Raw genomic sequence first — 19,029 nt, 5'->3', positions numbered from 1 at the left:
TCTCATCTTTGTTGCAGTGACTTTGTAACCAGCATAACCCAACGACCAGGCCGAGGTGGCTTGAAGGAAACCCACACTTCGGCCGAATCCACGTCACGGTGCGAAACCGCCTTTCCGGTGATCGGATCGAGCCAGGTTGCCCGCCACCGTCCCCGTCCCGTCTGGACGCTCAACGAATCCCCGCCCGGATGAAATACAACCCAGCTCGTGCCTGGGTCAGCCAGGCAGAAACCCGATGATGCCAGTTCGGGCAAGGGTTTCATGTGGCTCAGGTCCAATTGCTCAGACAACCGCCGAGCGGCCCCCATCGCATCACGAGTCGGATTCCATTTCGGATCTGGCTGCTTCGGCGAACCCACGCGGAAGTCCATGTACGAGTCCATCAGTATAAAGTGGTTGCCACGTGTGAAGTTGATCCAAACCCAATCGGGGTCGTACTTCATCGCTCGGCAATGATCGGTATCGACGACAATGATCTTGTTGCCATCGCAGGGCGGAGGATTGTCGGTCCAGACGGAACCGGGCGGACTGATCCAATCGGCGCCGCTAGCCATTAATTCCGCTGTTTTCACAGGCGCGCCCGTCATCCCAATCAAATGCTGCTTTGCCTTGCTCGATTCATACTCGCGGACAGAATCAACCATGTGATATTGAAACTCAACCGAGCTTGCCGGCAATTCATTACCAATCTCCCACAACACATTTTCGAGATCATTAAGCGTGTCGATCACGCGACGGACATAGGCTTCTTGAACTCGCGTAACGTCGGGCGTTAGGAGAGTATGCAATTCGTGCCCCGCATCTCGGCCTGATGGATCGCCGTCGATTCCATTGATATTGTTCAATTTGTTAAACGGATTGCCATGCCAATTGTTACCGCTACGAGGTGATGCTGGCGGCTTCTTCACGCTAAAGCCCTGAAAGAACATCACGCTGACATAGATATTCCGTTTCCGTGCCTCCTCAACCCGCTCTCGCAGCCGCTGGAAGAACTCGGGATTGAATTTCGTAAGATCGAACTTTGGTGCACCATCGAGCGCGACCCCAGGCCCGGTGCGTTGGAAGATCGTTGGCTTGTATCGCACATGGACGTCCGAATCCACAAACTGCATCCACTGGCTATGTTCCCAAGCCCACAGTCGCAGGAAATTGTGATCATGGTGCTGCATGAAGCCGAGATATTGTTCGTAATCGAAGGCTGGCGTTTCACCTTCAATGCCCCGTTCTTGCAAAGTAGCCCAGGTATGCGAACCGGTCAGCCAAACAGGCTTTCCGTCAGGCGTTGCAAAGTAGCGTCCGTTACCAGCATGCACGACAAGAGGCCCCATCACACTTTGCTTTTCAACCATCCCCGCGGCGTTTGGCGGTGCGGCGCTGAGCATCGATGGAACGACAAGGAGACAGCAGAGGTTCAAGACAGCCAGCTTCACAGTGAAATCCCCAATTTGAATCTATTAGGTTTCGGCAGAGCGAAGTGTAGTCATTCCGCGATGGCAGTCAATCGAAATGAGTTCGTTGCCGAGTTGTTTGCCCGAGTGTCGAACGCAAGACAAAAGGGGACGGGGGTCGTTTTCGCGACTCAATTCCTATCCTACCTCGGAAACTCGGGTGCAGTCCTTTAATACCCCCGTCCCCTTTTGCCGACCTTTACGCCAACGGCGTTACATTCCATAGCCCAGGGTCGCGCCGCGGCGTAGCCGCAATGCGCACCCTGGGTTGTCGACCACGTCACACCAAATACCCTGTACCCTGAAAGGGTTTTACAAACGACCGCATCGATGTTCCATCACCCTGCCCGTTGGCAAGCGTGTCTTTGTCGAACACCTGTGGCGCACCGATTCGTTGGTCGAATCGGGATAACAGCCGACCCTTGTTTCGACGTTGAATGGAGACGAGAACGTCCGCAAATGATTGCCGTTCTCCCCTGGTCGCTGTAAAATGAAGGTCATTGGGGATCAAGATAGCATCGGTCCATTTCTGGAGATGCGGCGATGATGAAGAATTTGTCCGCAAGATCAGGTAGCGTCGACTGCGGCGGCCGCGTTCAGCCAACGATGCCACGTCTCACGCGAACCATTGTGTGCAAGGCGGGACAGCGGAGCAAAGGTTTCATTTTTTTGGAAGTGAGAAGTAGGGTATGCGACGAAACTTGCTTGGGGTCGCTGTCGCCATGGGACTGGTGCTGTTTTGTGGGACGGCGGTTTGGAAACGGCTTGCGGGCTACCCCAAGGTGACCCCCGAATTCACCCATTTCGAACGAGCGCTGATCTCAGCCGACGAAATGCGTCCGGGGATTCAGCGACTGCAACGTGCGAAAGCATGGTTCGAGTCGCAGCCATACGGTGTGATCGAAAAGGAGTGGACGCAGCACAAGGAACCCTTCGAGATCGATCAAATTCGAGCGGAACTTCAGCAGCAGTGGCCTGGAATCGACATCAACGAAAAGGATTTCCCCTCGCTCAAACCCATCTCGAAATCCACCTATCGATGGGTGTTTGATCAGAATCGCGTTGCCCTCGACCAGATTTCCCCGACAGACCACCTCCGCATTGTCTGGGACGGCGAAATGGCGAAACAGGTCTACCGACGACAGGGCGAACCCGACGCTTATATGATCAAGCCAACGAGCTGTGATGTCATTGGATTCGCCTTTTCGGGGCCTTGCAATGTGGTGCCATGGTGGTTGCAGCAATGTGGCCCGAAGTTCGACTACGAGCTGCGGCTCGACGAGAACCGGAATTGTTTTTCAGATGGCTGGCTGGTCCACCAGGGAGAGGAATGTTTCATGTTCACCGACGCGCCAGGAACGCGGTATATCATCGGGACAACCGATATGCGTCTTCGCGGAACGCGACACGGCAACAGCGTCCGCCTTTTTTCCGACTTCGAGGCCGTAGCGCCGGGGATCCATTGGCCCATGCGATGCGATGTAAAAAACTATCGCGTTCCGCCGGGTGGTTCCCATCGCGATCATCCTCGCATTCTCGCTTGGACCGGAGAATCGATCACCCGCTTTGATTTTGAAACACCACCCACAGACGATGAGTTTGTCATCGAATTCGAAAAGGGGGGCCGCGTCGTCGACGCTCGCTACGACCCGTTGATGGTCTACACACACGATCCTGACCGCAGCGAAGCGGAATGGGATGCCATTTGGAAAGAGCACGCGAAAGACAAAGAACAAAACGACAAGATGCGACAGAAGCAGCAGGCTCTGGTCGGCAAAGAGGCACCTGATTTTGGCGAGGGAGAGTGGGTGAATTGCCAACCAAAATCGATTGTCGACTTCCGCGGCCGACCACTCGAAATTGGATTCACCTCACTCGCATGTGCTCCCTGCGAAGACATGCTGGCACAGTTTGCAGCCGCGATCGATCGAGATTCACCGGTCCAGCACCTCGTTGTTTTTGCCGCTGAAGACGATCTTGAAAAAGTGGAAGCAAAGGTCGCGAAGTTCAACCTGAAGTGCCCGATCTTCGTTGGCGCTCCCAACCCTCAAGGCCCATGGTCCGGTCCTTTTGAAGACTACGAAGTTTCTGCGATACCAACGGTGATCCGCGTCGACGGGACCGGCAAGATCACCAAGCATCGCGTTGGAATGTTTGAAGAGCTCCTTGCCACGTAGAATCCTCATCACCTATTCGTATTCAATTAGTCAATGCTTTGGACACTCGCTTGACCAGCGCTACCTTGCCACTATGATGGCGTCTTGTTCACTGCTCATGCGCAAACATGAAGAGCAAGTATGTGTCTTCAAACCGTGTCATTCAAACTCGATTCGTTTTCCGACGAAGCCGAGCTGCTTCGCTTATTCGAATCACAGTTCCGCAAACATGCCGGCCGGATGCTGCGTCAGTTTCCGATCGTTCGTCGTTGGGAACAAACCGATGACATCGTTCAGGTCGCACTGATCCGACTGCACTTTGGAATTTCCTCGCTGCAGGTGAAATCGCCTACCCATTTGAGGCGGTTGGCCGCTGTGCATCTTCGGCGACAGCTTCAACGACGATGGTCCGAGGCGAAAACTACGATCGCCAAAGCACTGTCTGGCGATACCATGATGATGAAATGTTGAGTTGCCAATCATTCGGCAAGCGATCCAGCTAACGAGGGGCAAGTTCCTTTGACGAATTCAGGCGACGAAACGACAACCTCATCCTCACCCGATGAATCGTCCGGCATCAGCATTCCGCTTCAGCAGTTAATCGGTCACTGGGAAAAGCTCAAGAAAAGTGGACAGCCGATTGATCCCGAAGAACTCTGCGAAGGTGATCCTGACCTGGCCAATCAGCTGCGCGACCACATCGCAATGCTGGAAGCGTTTTCTCGATTCGAAAAAGTCCCCGTCGCGAAGACGCCGGAAACGATCGGTGAGTACAAAATTCTAAAGGAGATCGCGCGAGGTGGCACATCGATCGTGTATCTCGCTGAACAAGCATTTCCAACGCGAAAAGTTGCCCTGAAACTGTTGCAGGATGTCGCTGAGCGAGAGCGATCAAAACTTCGATTCCGTCTGGAGGCAGAGCTACTTGCTTCCTTGCAGCATCATAACATTGCTCGGATTTTTGATGCCGGTGTCGCGGAGGTCTTTGGTTCGCAACGACTGTTTTTCACGATGGAATGGATTGATGGGCTGAACCTCGTCGACTTCATCAAGCAACAGCGGAAGTCATCTGCTTGGACGCACGCCGATACGATTCGGCTCTGCTTGGCATACATGGACGCATTGTCCGAAGCCCACCAAGCAGGAGTGATCCATCGCGATTTGAAGCCAGCCAACCTGATGGTCACGCGAGAAGGAGTCCCCAAGTTAATCGACTTTGGCTTGGCCAGAATTCGGCACAGAGCGAATACCTCCAAACAAAACGCATCAACGGCCGATGGCTGGATCGGAACACGTTGTTATATGAGCCCCGAACAATTCAGTGGCGAACCAGAACGAATTGATTTCCACACGGACATCTATGGTTTCGGAGTGGTCCTTTACGAATTGCTTGCTGGTCGGCTTCCTTACCAGCTCAAAGACAAATCGATGTGGGAATCGGCCCAGATCGTTCAGAACACTGCTTCGGTACCCATCGGTCGAGTCGATCGACAACTTCGTGGCGACATCGAGGTGATCCTGGAAACGGCTCTGGCAAAGGACCCCACAGAACGATACGCATCGATCACCGATTTTGCCGATGACCTGCGTCGGTATCTGGACAACCATCCCATTCGTGCTCGCAGGCAAAACGCCGCAGTCTCGCTTTGGAAATGGTGTCAGAGGCATCGGCGTGTCGCCGCGGTATCCGTAGTGGTTCTTGGATTGTTCTTAGTGCTTGGCGTCGCCGCCGGTTTGTGGGCGACCTTGGCATCGGATCGAGCCCGCAAGCTAGCGGACGTAAACCAACAGCTTGAAACCAGTCGTTCCCGCCTGCAAGCTTCCAATCAACGATATGCAGCCACAGCCGCTCGACTACGTCGCAGCGTCTCAAATCAAACGCTCTTGCGGCTTGGCACTCTGTTGGACCAAGAACCAAACTACGTCTTGGATCAACTCGAAGACGAATCGCGATTCCCCACCGAATCGCGAGGATTTGCCTGGCGGCTTCTGCATCAATCCGCCAAGCGGTCAATGGTTCATTGGCAAGCTGATGCTAAGACTCTGATGGGGCTTGCGATATCGGATGATGGAAGTTGGCTGGCCACCAGTGGCGCAGAGGGCATCCGCGTCTGGGATCTCAAATCGCAATCCATCATTGCTCAGTACCGTAATCTTGACGAATCGCCGAGCGTACGTTTGGCTTTGGATAACCAGACTCGCTCGGTGTTGCTGGTCCGTCGTGACGGTGGGCCGATCCGATTGGATGTGGACGCGAATCGAGCCGAAAGCCTATCTCACTCGACGCCTGAACATGTAATGGCATTGGCTGCCACAGGCCATCAGGGCGGCTACTTAATTGGTACGCAATCAGGTCATCTGGAACACTGGAACGGTCCAGGTGGCACTCAACTTTGGAATCGGCAAATGGGTGATGCCGCTGTCATTGCGATTGCCGTATCGATCGAAGGAGATCGCTTTTGTGTTCTCACCCAAGATGGGGACGCCTATCATGGTGACCTCGATACGGGAGAGATGCTGGAGGAACAGCATTTGGTTCATCCGAAATTCACGGTCCAGAGGTGGGATCTGGCTCGCGTTTCACGCGACCTAAGATGGGGCATTCTGTGCACGGAAGTCGGTGATGCGGTGCTCTGGGATCTCCGATCCAAGCAGCCCTATCTCTGGTGGAGCCATTTGGACTTTTATCCCGACATTGATGTTGTGGAGTATCGAACCAACCCGATGCACCCGAGATTTCTGGTTTCAGGGCGAGATCGAGTTGGACTTTGGCAAACCAACATGGAGTTGGCAGCGCTGTATGAACGCCGGAGTTTCCTTAGTTCAATGGTGGGCGACGAGATCCCCGATGCTGGATCAAGTTCTCAGTGGGATCCGCTGGTCATTGATTCCGCATTGGCAGATAGTGCCGTTGCAATCGGGCTTCGCGGTGGCACGGTTGTTCTCACCAAGGCGTCACCCTCACCGATCTATGACACAATTTTTCCAGCGAAACCGACGGTTGCGAAGTTGTGTTTTTCTTTCGATGGCAAAGCGCTGGTCGCAGTGAGCGGCGCTGGCCACCTCAGTTACCATGATGTCAGTAGCGGTGAAATTCTCTGGCAATCCCCAAGCGGTGCCAGGGGGGTTACCGACCTATTCTTTGCTGGGAACGATCGGTTTCTTGTCACCAATGAACGGCAACATCAAGCATCACTGCGAAGTGCATCGGATGGGGGGCGGCATGCCATGACAGAAAACCAACCCAATACAAACAAGGTCGTGCTGGTAGGTGATCGATTGCTAATCGGCTTTTGTGAAAACGAATCGGTCGATACTGCTATGGATGACGAATCGACGCCTGATGCCACCGGCGACAACATCGAATCCTCAAAACCCGTCCATACTCGAGGATACCAGCCCGTCTGGCTCGAAATCAGAGAGACAGCCGACGAAGGACCGACGCTCGTTGGTGCTAGCGCTGAGATGGACCTACCGATCGAAGCGAAAGCCTACGATGAGCCTTCTGGGCTGCTGGCAACGTATGATGAAAAGGAGACGATTGCGTTGTGGCGAATAGGGGACAACGATCAGCTTGAGTTCTTGGCGGAACGTCACGTTGCTGAATTGAAAACGATGGAGTTCATGCCAGGTGGTGAGACACTGGTTGTGGGGGCTTACGATGGATCGATCACCCTTTGGTCGACGCCGACACTTGACCAAATCGCACGCCGCCACCCCAACGCCAACCAAGCTGGCAGCATCGCAATCAGCCCGGACGGTTCCGTCATGGCGGTCGGGTACTTTGACGGCGAAGTGCTGTTCTGGGACACCGAAAACTGGGAGCCACAATTATCGGTGCGAACGGACCTGAAACCGATCCGGGATCTCGAGTTCTCACCCGCCGGCGACCGCTTGGCCGTTGGCGGCAAGGGGCAACATCTGCTGATGTTCCACTTGAAGCAATAGCAATCCCGTCGCCCGCCATCTCACCATCACTTGTTAGTGGGAGCTTAGCCTGGACTGTTAGATTTGGTGTTGCGGCCTTTTCGATTGGCCCGTTTCTGTTCCTAGCAATCGGGCTATCAATCCATCCCGACGTTTCCGACGCCGACGTTTCCCAATAATGGGCATCAGCACCCTTCATCTCAGACTCCCTTCTCCGTGCAATGTTGAGGTCGTCCAGTTAGCGTGCCCCATCCAGAGAGTATCGGTATTGATACACGACGCGCTGATGGATTCTGGCTCCCCTCTCCCCGCGCGCTCGCGGGGAGAGGGGGTCGGGGGTGAGGGGTTCTCCGCAGACGCAACGACCCGATAAACAAACACCTAAAACCTGCACGAGCTCCAAGCCGCGAGAGAGTGAAGACATGATGAAGTCGGTTCGGTTCAAGCGTGATCGACTACAGCACAAAGCAGGTTGAAGCTCGGTGTTTTGTTGCGACAGTTCCCCTTGCAGAATCCGCTATCAAGGTTGCTTGGCTGTGCATGCTTGGACACTGGAGTGAACAGTTCGTTGCCACAGTGCCAGCTGCGACAGTTTGCCCCTCCCACTCTTTCGACGTGTCGGGTATTCGCTTTTACGACACACAATCGCTCTTCTGTTGGCAGTTCTAATCACGCCCGAATGTTAATTGACACCACTGCGGGAACCCGTGAGAATACTCAAAGAGGCGATCTCACCTCCCCGGCGAGAATACGCGGTCGACCGACGAGAATACGTGAGTGCCACCCACGGCACCGAAGGTGATGCCGGCGAGAATAGTCTCCCCTCAGGGAATATCGCCGGGCCTTTCGCTGATATACAAGTTCTGGCACACAGTGACATCGTACTCGTACTCAGGCGTGAGCCGGTACTCGTACTCCTACTCGAATGGGGCACTGATGAGCGAACCAATCTTCGACCACGATCGGCTCGACGTTTACCGTCTCTCGATTGACTACGTCGCGTCATCATTCGCCATCGCAAAGGATCTTGGCGGTTGCCATCGTCACGCTCGTGACCAATGGCTACGTGCTGCCCAATCGATTCCGCTGAACATCGCCGAAGGCAACGGGAAACGGAGCCTCAAGGATCGCAGTCGCTTTCTCGACATCGCACGCGGATCAGTGCTGGAATGTGTTGCGATCCAAGACAGTCTTGCGGCGACCGATGGAATGAGTGATGAACGCCATCGCCAACTGAAACGACTGCTCCATCGAATCGTCTCGATGTTGACACGCTTGATTGCACGTTCGGACGTCGTGGCTGAGTCCGGAAGCGAGTACAAGTACGAGTACCGCGAGGCTGAGTACGAGTACGGTGAAGGCAGGAAGCCAGAACCAAGCCGTGCACCTGAGGACGGCTTGCACGGCTTCACCAATGGAAAATCAATCGTCCGTCCCAGGTGACGGCAACCGTTACCCGCCTAAAACAAGTAGAGAAGAAATGCTATCGGAATTCGCGATTCTTGCCGACCGAAACAGCGCGGCCAATCAATGGCTGCGAGAGAATCCACTCGTCCTTAGTGCCGGAATGACGGTGCTCGGTTGCGCGTTACTCTATTTTGGCGTAGCGGGACTCAAATCTGGTACCGCTCGTGACAAATACGGAAACGAGCTTACCGGTGGTTTGGCTAAACTGAGTTCTTTGGTAAGGTTCATCGGGGGGATTGGCCTGATTGGCACAGCTATTTACATTGCAATTTTCGGGGCTTGGTAGCGTGATTCGCCATCGGTGTGATTCTCACCGGTCTGGTTGCGTTGGTGCCGCCAACACCCCATCACCGGGAAACGCGACTTGAGTCGTGTCACTTGTGCGGCAACTGCCGCCGGATTGTTCGCGAGTTTCGTTGGTGGCGATTCTCTTCAGAGACAACGGAACCGATCGAGACCTTTCCCGTAGCAGAGGATCATGAACATGATTGGTGGCAATACGCGAGCTACTCTATCTCGTACAATACGAAATCTGCTGGTGGCTCGCCATTTCGCTATCGAGACGGTCGATCGTGATAGTTGGTTCAAAAATGAAAATCAATCCGTTTCATCCCGGTGACGCTCAGCAAGAACTCAACCCTGAGCCTATTGATCGTTTCAGGGGCGTGAGCTACTTCGTGGCTTCAGCAGTCATCGCCCAATTTGTATCAGCTTCCTGGAGAACTGGAAGTTTCAACGGATTGCAGAAACTGATAGACGTGCGATCGATGATGATTCTAGCTGGATTTGGAGCGATTGCCGCCGTGGCTTCGATGTTTTCGGCGACCTTTCTTGCCGCGGACCTTTCCAACAGAGCGATTCGAGCGTGTCGCATTGCCGCTGGTGTGTCGATGGGGATGATGCCGAAATACGTTGAGCGGGCGGCTTCAAATGCTATGCGTTCAACCTCACTAGCTGATTATCGAGGTACCTTCGCCATGTTCATATCTGTACTGGTACTTTCAGCGGTACTGTCGCTCGCATTCGAAATGATGCTTAGGCGAGTGGCTTGGCTCACATCGAAGAATCGAGAAGTAGTTCGCGAACCATGAAATCGCTTTACGCTTGCTTGTCAAGCGGCCTGGCGGCAAGCGAGCCGATTCTTCGAGCTCGCGTTAAGCCGCTAAAGCTCCGACCCAGACAATCTCATGGCTCGACCTAGACGGATACTGCTTGCCGGAATGAGCGAAGCCGATGCTGACGGAATTCGCGAGCACCTTTCCGAATACGACTACCAAATCCAATCGGTCGCTGCCGACGCTGATGCTCTCGAACAACTGCGCGCCTTTCAGCCGCAACTCGTTCTGCTCGACACCGCAAGGAAATCGTTCGATGCATTCGATGCGTGCGAACGTATCAAACAGGACTCCATCGCGATGGTTTTGATGGTGACCTCACTGAATTCCCTCGATGATATCGAGAGGGCAGTTGAATCTGGCACCGACGATTTCCTTAGTACGCCGGTAAACCGAGTCGAACTAACAAGGCGAGTTGAAAACCTCCTCAGGTTGCACGATTGCCTGCGATGATTCGGGACAAGCGTTAAGCACGAACACGCGACGAACCATGGGTTGCACGCGGAGAACTCGAAAAAGCCAAGGCTGATGGGTAAAAGGCTCGCGAAATTGATCCATCGATCGAAGAGCACGATTGATCCCATCAATGGCCAGATATCCCCGTCGCGAACCGGAGCGACCGGTAGCGCGATTACAAATGGAACATCAACCGCGGCCACCCAGTTTTCGCAAACGTTACCCGACAGAGATTTTATGGACGCCGACCCTGAAGAACTGACGGCCGAGCCTGACTGCCTCGCCTGGGCAAACACGATTCAACAGCTGGAAGATGCTCAGAAGGAACTTCGACGCCGTTACACCGAATCCAAGCTGGGCGAAAGCGGTGAACAGCAACCCGCTATTCCGAAGGATCAACCCGGATGAGTGTTTCCGGTACGAGGGAACGTCGACGGCCTAGCCATTACCGGAGCTCGTTTCTGCGTTATCGGGAAAGTTCCCGAACCACTTACGCTTGAAAGAGTGCTCTGCCGACGTTCGGCAGGTCGCGGCAAATGCCGTTAATCACTGGTTAACTGAGAAGCGACGCGGACGGGACTCGAACCCGCAACCTCCGGATCGACAGTCCGGGGCTCTAACCAATTGAGCTACCGCGCCTCGCGAACGAGACACTCACCAGATTTCGGGCGAACCCGCTTTGCAATCTGGCAAGAGATGCGTTTAGGGTCCAAGAACAACGTACTCGCTTAGGAACGCGTTTATTCTTGGTAGGAGGCAAATTATATCGGCCGAGTCGGCGGCCGCAAGTCACCTTTGGCAAGAACTTTTCTCGACGACGCGAACTTAGATCTGATTGTTCGGCTTGTGACGATCAAGATGGTCCTTGCCGAGGTTTTACGGCCAGTTGCGGGCATTTTCCAGCGGCCCAGCGATCCAGGAAACCTAGGGTTCAGCGGAGCATTTCGAGATGGTTGCTCCGTCGATGGCCATCGTCCAACCCATTAGGTTCACTATGATTTCTGACTTCTTGCTCGCCTTTTCGATCAGCGATTGGTCCTCCGAAGCCCTCAACGAGCTGGTCCGGTACTTCAATCGAATGTCGGTCACTCAGTGGGGGATTATGTCCGCCTGTGCAGTAACCTTCGGCTTTTTGTGCCTCCGGGGAACCGCGATCAAACGTTAGCGTCTGCAACTGCAATCCCCCCATTCGGCGTGTCGCTCCTTTTCACGAGCTCTCTTGATCTGGTCCCGCAAAAACCGCCAAAACATCCTTCTCCTGCTGGGCAATAGGAAAACTGGCGAAGAAAAGCAAATCGGGGCATCCTAAACTTTGCATGTCGATCCGATGGCGGTATCATTAAGTGATTGAGCGTGGCGCACTCGTCGCCTCGCCACCTTTGTTGCTGACCCTGCTGAAGGAGCTTCCGATGCCACTGTTCGAGGTTGAAACCGACTCACATATTCTGATCACTTGGGCGGAGGACGAGGAGGCCGCTCGAGTTGTTGTCGCCGAGGCCTATCCGAGCGACGAGATCGCTCGGCTCACCAAACGTCCTCGAGACACCTGGGTCATTAGTAAAGGGGCACTTGGCTTGACCAATACGACGGCCGACCCGTGCGCGATTGCTCGCGAATGTCTCAGCCGTTCGTCGGGCGACAAGGTAAACGCCATCCGCCTCTATCGCATGGAAACCGGCAGCGATTTGGAGCATGCACGTAAGGCGATTGAGTCCAACATGGTCATGGGCTGGTAGACTTCCCATGGGTTGGTGAGCTTCCTTGGGTGCGTTGACCAACGAGGGCATTGTCACGGCTCGCTATTAGGGAAAAGCCAGGATCTTTCCTGGCGAGGATCGTGTTATCAGATCGTGTCCTGTCATCCGTCGGCAGGGCTTTATGGGTAGGATTGATCAACCGACCCTCCGGCTTACCTCGGGGAATTTCTTCGTTCCTTGGTCCTTTCTTTTCTTTGCGCACCTGCGGGACGGCCGATGCGTCGATTGCCACTCTTCTTTCTATTGCTCAGCAGCCTACTGATTGCTGGCTGCGAGGGCTGTCGCAGCGATCCGACCCAAGAAGAGGAAGAGAAGAAGAAGGCCCCGCTCGCCGCGTTTACGGCAAAACCCACTCGCGTTTTTCCCGATGGCATGGTGACGCCGGACGGTTTGGTGAAACCTGGGCATTGGTTAACCGCGTCTCAACAGATCCGAAGCAACAAGGAAGACTCGCGAGGAGAACTGCAAACTCAAGTAGCGATCTCCGCAGGAACAGCCCAAGCGGCCAATCGCATCGACAGCCCGCTGCAGAACGTACGTCCCGTTGTATTACCCAAGGGCCAACAGCGACGTTTTGATTATCGCGTGTTGGCTCCGAGAGCAAAAACAGCGACACAGCGCATGCTGCTTGACAGCACGTTTGTCGCCAGCGGACGCACGTCCACTTTCCCAACAAGTCCGCAGCCGCGTGAGTTTAAAACGCTTTCTTCGGAAGAGTACTTTTTCGTGATTTTGACGGCGCGTCCTGAGAGGTTTGCGAAGTTGCAAGTGGCCGATTGGCGTCGTCCGTTTCGTAGTGACTTAGATTTCGAAAGCAAAGCGGCCAACTATCACATCGTCATTCCGAGGTCGGGTGAGTTACAGCCGCTTTCCGAAACGATGCTCGATTGGACGAGTACAGCAGTTTTGCTTTGGGACGACGTGTCACCCGATGCATTGACGCCTGGACAACTTCGAGCCCTTCGCGATTGGGTTCACTTTGGCGGTCAATTGATCGTCAACGGGGCAATTGCGAGTGAATCGATTGCGAATACGGCCGCTGCGGACTTGCTGCCCATCCGCCCTCGTGGGAATGTCGAGCTCGATAGCGACGCGGGCGCCGAACTGCTATCGAAATGGGCGGTCGCTACGGACCGATCCACCGACAATCAAATCGCACTGCTGAAGAGCCAATCAGGACGAATTGCGGTCGAAGGTCTTGAGGCGGAGGATGCTCTACCCATCGACGGGACGGGCGGATTGATCCTCGCCCGTCGTGCCGGGCGTGGCCGCGTCGTCCAGACGCGTTTTGATTTGATGAGCGATTGGATGACGAATTGGCAATCGTACGACAGTTTCTTCAACGCGGTGATCCTCGATCGCCCACGACGGCAATTGACAAGCAAGGAAATGTCCTTGGTCCAGCGCTACATTGATCTCGATCGCACTGATACGCATCCGACCATGAACACAAAATTTCGTCTCGCATCGCGTGACGACGTGTTGCGACGGCAACTTCCCGAGCTCGTCTTGGACGAAAGAGAAGCGGGCCCCCGTACGCCAAGCCCGCGGGCAGAAATCGCCAAGCCTGCGGAATCGATCGATGTGCTCACACGAGTCGATCCGTTCGCGGGAACGAGCAGTTGGTCGAGTGACAGTGATACGATCAGCCTCTGCGAAGACATCTTGAAACGTGAGTCAGGGATTGAGATTCCTAGCTCACAATTGGTGATTCGATCACTTGGTTTCTACTTGCTGGCCCTTGTTCCGGTGAACTACCTTGTTTTTCGACTGCTCGGTCGATTGGAGTACGCTTGGTTAGCCACTCCGGTGATCGCACTTGTTGGCGCGATTTGGGTGGCACGGGCGGCACGGCTGGACATTGGTTTTGCCCGCAGCCAAACGGAGATTGCCGTGCTGGAAACGCAACCCTCCTACCCTCGTGCCCATCTGTCGCGAGTCGTCGCAATCTACAACTCCTTGTCGAGCCAATACGACTTTGGATTTAAGACGGTCGATGCGGCTGCCGATGCACTGCGTCCTTCGAGGGATTCCACCTCAAGTCGGCCGATGGTCTTTCGGACCGATTTCGACGAAGGGCCTCATTTAGCGGGCGTCGCGGTAGACAGTAACGACACGGAAATGATTCACGTCGAACAAATCCTCGATTTAGGCGGTGGCATCTATCAACGCGATGATCAGCTTTTCAATGACACGGACTACGAGTTGCTTGATGCCATGGTGAGTGCAAAAGACGATGCAGGGCAGGTGCGCGTTGCGGTACTCGGTTCCGTCTTGCCGAATTCAAAAGCAAAACTTCGGTTTCGTTCGGCTGATCAGGTCAGCGTCCCAAACAACTTGCCGCTGCAATCGCGACGCTTGATGAGCCGATTGCTCAACTCGGCTGCGATCCCCGAGGCTTCGGCAAGGATGGTTGCCCGGATTGATGCTTCGATGCCAACGATGTCGGTTGTTCCCCAAGCCAATCAAGCGACGGCGCAAACGGTCGTCCTGGCCCATCTGAGTCATCCCCCTTTTCGGAAGAGGCAGGCGGACGTGAATTTGCCGAGCGATTTCCGATCTTCGTTGCCAGACTATGGCGAATCGAGCGATTCGAATTGATTGGCAAGCGGCGGCAAGACATGTTTTCCCATTCACTCGATTGCGCGGCCTTCTTATGATTTCACTCAGCGGTTTCGGCAAGGACTACGGCGACTTCATGGCGGTCGACAGCATTGATTTGCAAATCGATGCGGGCGAGACCTTCGGATTCATCGGCCCCAATGGTGCTGGCAAAAGCACGACGATCCGATTTCTGGCAACCTTGCTCAGGGCCAGTCGCGGACGAGGAGAAGTAGCCGGCTGCGATGTGATGGGTGACCCCGTCGGCGTGCGACAAGCCATTGGCTACATGCCTGATAATTTCGGAGTTTACGATGGCATGCGTGTTTGGGAGTTTTTGGACTTCTTTGCCGTTGCTTATCGGATCGGACGCACCGACCGCAAACAGATCATCGACAATGTGCTCGAGCTTCTCGATCTCAGTCATAAACGCGATGACTTCGTTAACGGCTTATCGCGAGGCATGAAACAACGTCTCTGCCTGGCCAAGACTTTAGTGCATGACCCCCCCGTTTTGATCCTGGACGAGCCGGCGAGCGGGCTCGACCCACGCGCGAGAATCGAGGTCAAGGCGTTGTTGAAAGAGCTTCGAAAGATGGGGAAGACGATCCTGATTAGCAGCCATATTTTGACCGAGCTAGCCGATTGCTGCACATCGATCGGAATCATCGAGCGAGGTCAGCTGTTGATGAGCGGACCGATCGGCAGCGTCTATCGGCAAATTCGCCGAAACCGATTTGTCGAGATTCAATTCCTCGCCAACGAAGAAGCCGGCTTGTCGATTTTACGAAGTTGCCCCGAGCTGCGTTCGCTTGAACAAGAACCCAGCCGCGTTGTCGCCGAATTGGAAGCCGATGATGAAGTGATCGCAGGGTTGATGGAACAATTGATTCGCGAAGGAGTGCGAATGCGATCGTTCAACGACCGCGACCCGACGCTTGAAGATGTCTTCATGACCGTCACCAAGGGGTTGGTGACCTAAGTGCAGGGTGGTAACACTCGTCGCAAGCATGGATTTGCCGAACGGCCGAAAAACTATTTCAGCCCCGCGCCCGTGGGACGCTGTGAGATCGCGCCGCGAACACCCAATTGGCGTGGGTCACGAGCGATTTTGTCACTGAAGATCCGCACGTCATCCAGGATGGGCCGGATGCGTGCCGACGCCTGCTCGATGTTGCCGATGGTCCGTCGGATCTCCCAGTAAATGTCCTCGTCTTCGAGGAACCGACGAAACGATCCGTTGCTGTTGTTGACCGCCTTGCCAAACGTTTCCACCTGAGCGAGTGTGCGATCGACATTGGCAAGACTGGTGAGCACCTGCGAGACAATTTCGTCCCCGCGTTCGGCCAACGGTTCGGTGAATTTCTCGACGTTCCTGACCGTTCGATCGACGCTGTCCACGGTGCTTTTGGCACTCGCCACCGTTTCTTCCGCGGCCACGCCGACTCGCTCGAAGCGGTCACTGACCCGCTGCAATCCTTCGAAGGTTCTTTGTGTGCTATCGAGTGTTTTTTGCGCTTCGGTCAGCAATCGTGGCAACTGCGAAATCGAATCCTCCAGCCCCTGACGCAATTCAGGGTTCCCGACGATCGATCGAACGTCTCGCATTGCCCCTTGGAATTCTTCCAGCGCTTCGACGGCTTCGTCCGCTACACGATTGACTTTCGCATCCGCCTGGCCCACGGTGCCTTGTACCTGGGTTGCCAGCGTGTTCACGCTTTGCCCTGCGGTCGAGATCGAATCCCCTGCGATACGGATCGATTCAAGCGTTTGCAACATTTGCTCCTCCATGCTGAATAAGACCGAGTAGGGGTTCTTTGTTTTTTGGCCGTAGTCCAAGTAGTCGCCATCGCCGTAGGGCGCATCAACGATACTTCGATCTTGGGGGAAAATTTCTGCCAGCTTTCGTTCGTCGGCTCGCACGAATTCAATCGTCGAATCACCCGTCACCAGCGAGCTATTGCCGATCGTGGGGACGTAACGGTGAGCGATTTCCTGCCCGCTGTCCATCGACAAACCGACCAACACGCCGCCTTCGGGCAACAACGAAATGTCGTCCACTCGTCCAATCCGAACGCCATCGCGCAGCACCGGAGTGTTTTCGCTGACTCCCTCGGCCGACGGGAATTTGACCGTCAACTTATAGTCCTTGCTCAAAACGTCTGGAAACGCACCAAACAGGAATGTGAGGATGATGCCGATGCCGATCGCTGAGATGACCAGCACGCCGACACCGAATCGAAGCTTATTGTCGTCCATGACACTTTCTCGTAACTGACGTTTCGCAAACCGGATGCTTGCCCCAACCCACTACGCTTCCGATTCCAGTGAGATTTCGCGTAGCCGTTCTCCCGCTTCCCCACGCACAAATTGCCGCACACGACGATCTTCCGCATGCTCGAGGTCACTCGGCGAACCATCAAAGAGCACCTGGGATTCGTCGGGCTGCAACCGTCGTCGCGGGTAGAACATCAAAACGCGGTCGGCGACCTTTCGGGCCGTGTGCATGTCATGCGTCACCACAATGCTGGTGACCGGATAGCGACGACGCGTTTCCAGGATCAGTTCGTTGATCACATCACTCATGATCGGATCGAGCCCGGTCGTCGGTTCGTCATACACGACCAACTCGGGCCTCAGGATCAAGGCTCGGGCAAGTCCGACACGTTTCCTCATCCCTCCGGATAGCTCCGCGGGGTACTTCCGCGCGACCTCGGCGGGCAGCCCGACTTCGGACAACAACTGCATCACGCGATCGCGCACGTCGGAATCTGACACTTCTTCGTTTTGCCGGAGCGGGAAGGCGATGTTCTCCAAAATCGACATGCTGTCGAATAACGCTGCGTTTTGAAAGACAAAGCCAAATCGCTTCCGCGTCTGCGTCAATTGCATCAGACTCATTTCGCTCAATCGTTGCCCCTCAAAACTGACCGACCCGACGGTGGGAGCAACCAAGCCAACAATGGTCTTCATGAAAACGGTTTTGCCACAACCACTCTCGCCGATCACTGCAACCGTCTGGCCTCGCAGCACCGAAACATCAATGCCGGCCAGAATCAATTGGTGATGGAAACTGACGCCCACGTTTTCGCAATCGACCAACACGTCCGGACCGGATTCCAGCGAGTGTGATTCGTAGTCGTTTTCCTTTTCAAGCATGGCGGTACTCATAGTGGCGATGCCCCTTGGGAATAGAACTTGAAATAAACCGCATCCAGCAAGATGTTCATGAACAAGTCAATGGCAAGAATCAGGACAAAAGAGTAGACAAACGCTGCGGTTGCCGCCTTGCCAACACCTTCGGCACCCGCTTCACAGTGAAACCCACGATAACAGCTGACAATCGCGATCACGCCGCCGAAAAAGAAACTCTTAAAGATGCCGCTGAACAAGTCGAACCCGACGACACCATCACGAGAGTGGTTCAAATAGGCGGCGTGATCGATGCCCAGGATCACGACGCTGTAAAAATACCCACCGACAATCCCCATAAAATCGGCCATGATCGTCAAGGCGGGGATCAGCAGAATACAGGCCAAGAAACGAGGGACCACCAAATAATGAATCGGGTCGGCTCCCATCGTCGTGAGCGCATCGATCTGCTCGGTCACCCGCATCGTACCAAGCACCGCAGCCATCGCGCTGCCAACCCGCCCTGCCAGCATCGTTGCCGCAAGCACAGGACCGAGTTCGCGGACCAGCGATGTGTTGATCACCACGCCGAGCCGGCTTTCCAGTCCAAGCATGTGAAACTGGTAGTAACTATTGACCGCCAACACCATGCCGATGAAGGTCCCGGTTAGGGCTACCACAGGCAAACTTAACACACCCACTTGATAGAAGTTCACCAAGATCGTCCCACGTCGTGGCAACCGGGTGAACAACCAGCGGAACATCTGCCAGGCAAACAACGAAATATCGCCGACCATCGTCACGCTATCAACAACCGCAGATCCCCAATCGGTGATCCACTGAGTCAACGGCCCAGCGCCGCGAGATCCGAGTATTGCTTTTGAACCTTGAGACACGTTTTCCCAATTTCCGCAGAGTGAACGATTTTTCGGGAATCGCCGGCATTGTTGCTAGCGTTTCCCGAGAGCAT

General features: G+C 54.7%; 16 protein-coding genes and 1 tRNA gene. 12 read left to right on the top strand and 5 right to left on the bottom strand.

Annotation, left to right across the window (positions count from 1 at the left end; all coding sequences use genetic code 11):
* Positions 1-2: 2 nt before the first annotated feature.
* A complete protein-coding gene (locus Poly41_RS04725; RefSeq protein ID WP_146524696.1) occupies positions 3-1,430 on the bottom strand; it encodes a DUF6298 domain-containing protein in 1,428 nt (475 codons plus the stop codon).
* A 707-nt stretch (positions 1,431-2,137) separates the two neighbouring features.
* Here Poly41_RS04725 and Poly41_RS04720 point away from each other — a divergent pair.
* From Poly41_RS04720 to Poly41_RS04685, 8 genes are all read left to right on the top strand, one after another.
* The gene (locus Poly41_RS04720; protein WP_146524695.1) at positions 2,138-3,625 is read left to right on the top strand and encodes a TlpA family protein disulfide reductase; all 1,488 of its coding nucleotides are present in this window, start codon (positions 2,138-2,140) and stop codon (positions 3,623-3,625) included.
* 120 nt (positions 3,626-3,745) lie between these two features.
* Positions 3,746-4,075 carry a hypothetical protein gene (locus Poly41_RS04715; protein ID WP_146524694.1) on the top strand — a complete coding sequence of 110 codons (330 nt, stop codon included), beginning with the start codon at positions 3,746-3,748 and terminating at the stop codon, positions 4,073-4,075.
* Between the two features lie 48 nt (positions 4,076-4,123).
* Entirely contained in the window at positions 4,124-7,552 is a 3,429-nt protein-coding gene (locus Poly41_RS04710; protein ID WP_146524693.1) for a WD40 repeat domain-containing serine/threonine protein kinase, read from the top strand.
* A gap of 915 nt (positions 7,553-8,467) precedes the next feature.
* Positions 8,468-8,974, top strand: coding sequence for a four helix bundle protein (locus tag Poly41_RS04705; RefSeq protein WP_146524692.1), 507 nt, complete (start codon positions 8,468-8,470; stop codon positions 8,972-8,974).
* A gap of 37 nt (positions 8,975-9,011) precedes the next feature.
* The gene (locus Poly41_RS04700; RefSeq protein ID WP_146524691.1) at positions 9,012-9,284 is read left to right on the top strand and encodes a hypothetical protein; all 273 of its coding nucleotides are present in this window, start codon (positions 9,012-9,014) and stop codon (positions 9,282-9,284) included.
* Positions 9,285-9,588: 304 nt separating this feature from the next.
* On the top strand, positions 9,589-10,089 hold the full coding sequence (locus Poly41_RS04695; RefSeq protein ID WP_146524690.1) for a hypothetical protein: 501 nt from the start codon (positions 9,589-9,591) through the stop codon (positions 10,087-10,089).
* A gap of 96 nt (positions 10,090-10,185) precedes the next feature.
* Positions 10,186-10,566 carry a response regulator transcription factor gene (locus Poly41_RS04690; protein ID WP_146524689.1) on the top strand — a complete coding sequence of 127 codons (381 nt, stop codon included), beginning with the start codon at positions 10,186-10,188 and terminating at the stop codon, positions 10,564-10,566.
* Positions 10,567-10,641: 75 nt separating this feature from the next.
* Complete coding sequence (locus tag Poly41_RS04685; RefSeq protein WP_146524688.1) at positions 10,642-10,977, top strand: hypothetical protein; 336 nt, start codon at positions 10,642-10,644, stop codon at positions 10,975-10,977.
* 157 nt (positions 10,978-11,134) lie between these two features.
* Here Poly41_RS04685 and Poly41_RS04680 read toward each other — a convergent pair.
* Positions 11,135-11,208: transfer RNA gene (locus Poly41_RS04680), tRNA-Asp, on the bottom strand.
* A gap of 355 nt (positions 11,209-11,563) precedes the next feature.
* On the opposite strand from Poly41_RS04680, the gene Poly41_RS33830 reads away from it, so the two are divergent.
* The 4 genes from Poly41_RS33830 (at position 11,564) to Poly41_RS04665 (ending at position 15,909) form a co-directional block, all read left to right on the top strand.
* Positions 11,564-11,734, top strand: coding sequence for a hypothetical protein (locus Poly41_RS33830; protein ID WP_197231066.1), 171 nt, complete (start codon positions 11,564-11,566; stop codon positions 11,732-11,734).
* A gap of 244 nt (positions 11,735-11,978) precedes the next feature.
* Positions 11,979-12,305 carry a DUF6793 family protein gene (locus Poly41_RS04675; RefSeq protein ID WP_146524687.1) on the top strand — a complete coding sequence of 109 codons (327 nt, stop codon included), beginning with the start codon at positions 11,979-11,981 and terminating at the stop codon, positions 12,303-12,305.
* A gap of 237 nt (positions 12,306-12,542) precedes the next feature.
* On the top strand, positions 12,543-14,927 hold the full coding sequence (locus tag Poly41_RS04670) for a hypothetical protein (protein ID WP_146524686.1): 2,385 nt from the start codon (positions 12,543-12,545) through the stop codon (positions 14,925-14,927).
* Between the two features lie 55 nt (positions 14,928-14,982).
* On the top strand, positions 14,983-15,909 hold the full coding sequence (locus Poly41_RS04665) for an ABC transporter ATP-binding protein (RefSeq protein ID WP_146524996.1): 927 nt from the start codon (positions 14,983-14,985) through the stop codon (positions 15,907-15,909).
* 53 nt (positions 15,910-15,962) lie between these two features.
* Here Poly41_RS04665 and Poly41_RS04660 read toward each other — a convergent pair whose 3' ends face one another.
* Genes Poly41_RS04660 through Poly41_RS04650 form a run of 3 tightly spaced genes read right to left on the bottom strand, consistent with a single transcriptional unit; the run spans position 15,963 to position 18,856 of the window.
* Complete coding sequence (locus Poly41_RS04660) at positions 15,963-17,186, bottom strand: MlaD family protein (RefSeq protein WP_146524685.1); 1,224 nt, start codon at positions 17,184-17,186, stop codon at positions 15,963-15,965.
* Positions 17,187-17,237: 51 nt separating this feature from the next.
* Positions 17,238-18,086 carry an ABC transporter ATP-binding protein gene (locus tag Poly41_RS04655; RefSeq protein ID WP_231615443.1) on the bottom strand — a complete coding sequence of 283 codons (849 nt, stop codon included), beginning with the start codon at positions 18,084-18,086 and terminating at the stop codon, positions 17,238-17,240.
* An 8-nt stretch (positions 18,087-18,094) separates the two neighbouring features.
* Complete coding sequence (locus Poly41_RS04650) at positions 18,095-18,856, bottom strand: MlaE family ABC transporter permease (RefSeq protein ID WP_146524995.1); 762 nt, start codon at positions 18,854-18,856, stop codon at positions 18,095-18,097.
* Between the last annotated feature and the right edge of the window lie 173 nt (positions 18,857-19,029).

The sequence above is a fragment of the Novipirellula artificiosorum genome (genome assembly GCF_007860135.1).
GTDB classification, from domain to species: domain Bacteria; phylum Planctomycetota; class Planctomycetia; order Pirellulales; family Pirellulaceae; genus Novipirellula_A; species Novipirellula_A artificiosorum.
Note: the sequence above shows the minus strand (reverse complement) of the source record. Positions and strands in the feature narration are given on the sequence as shown.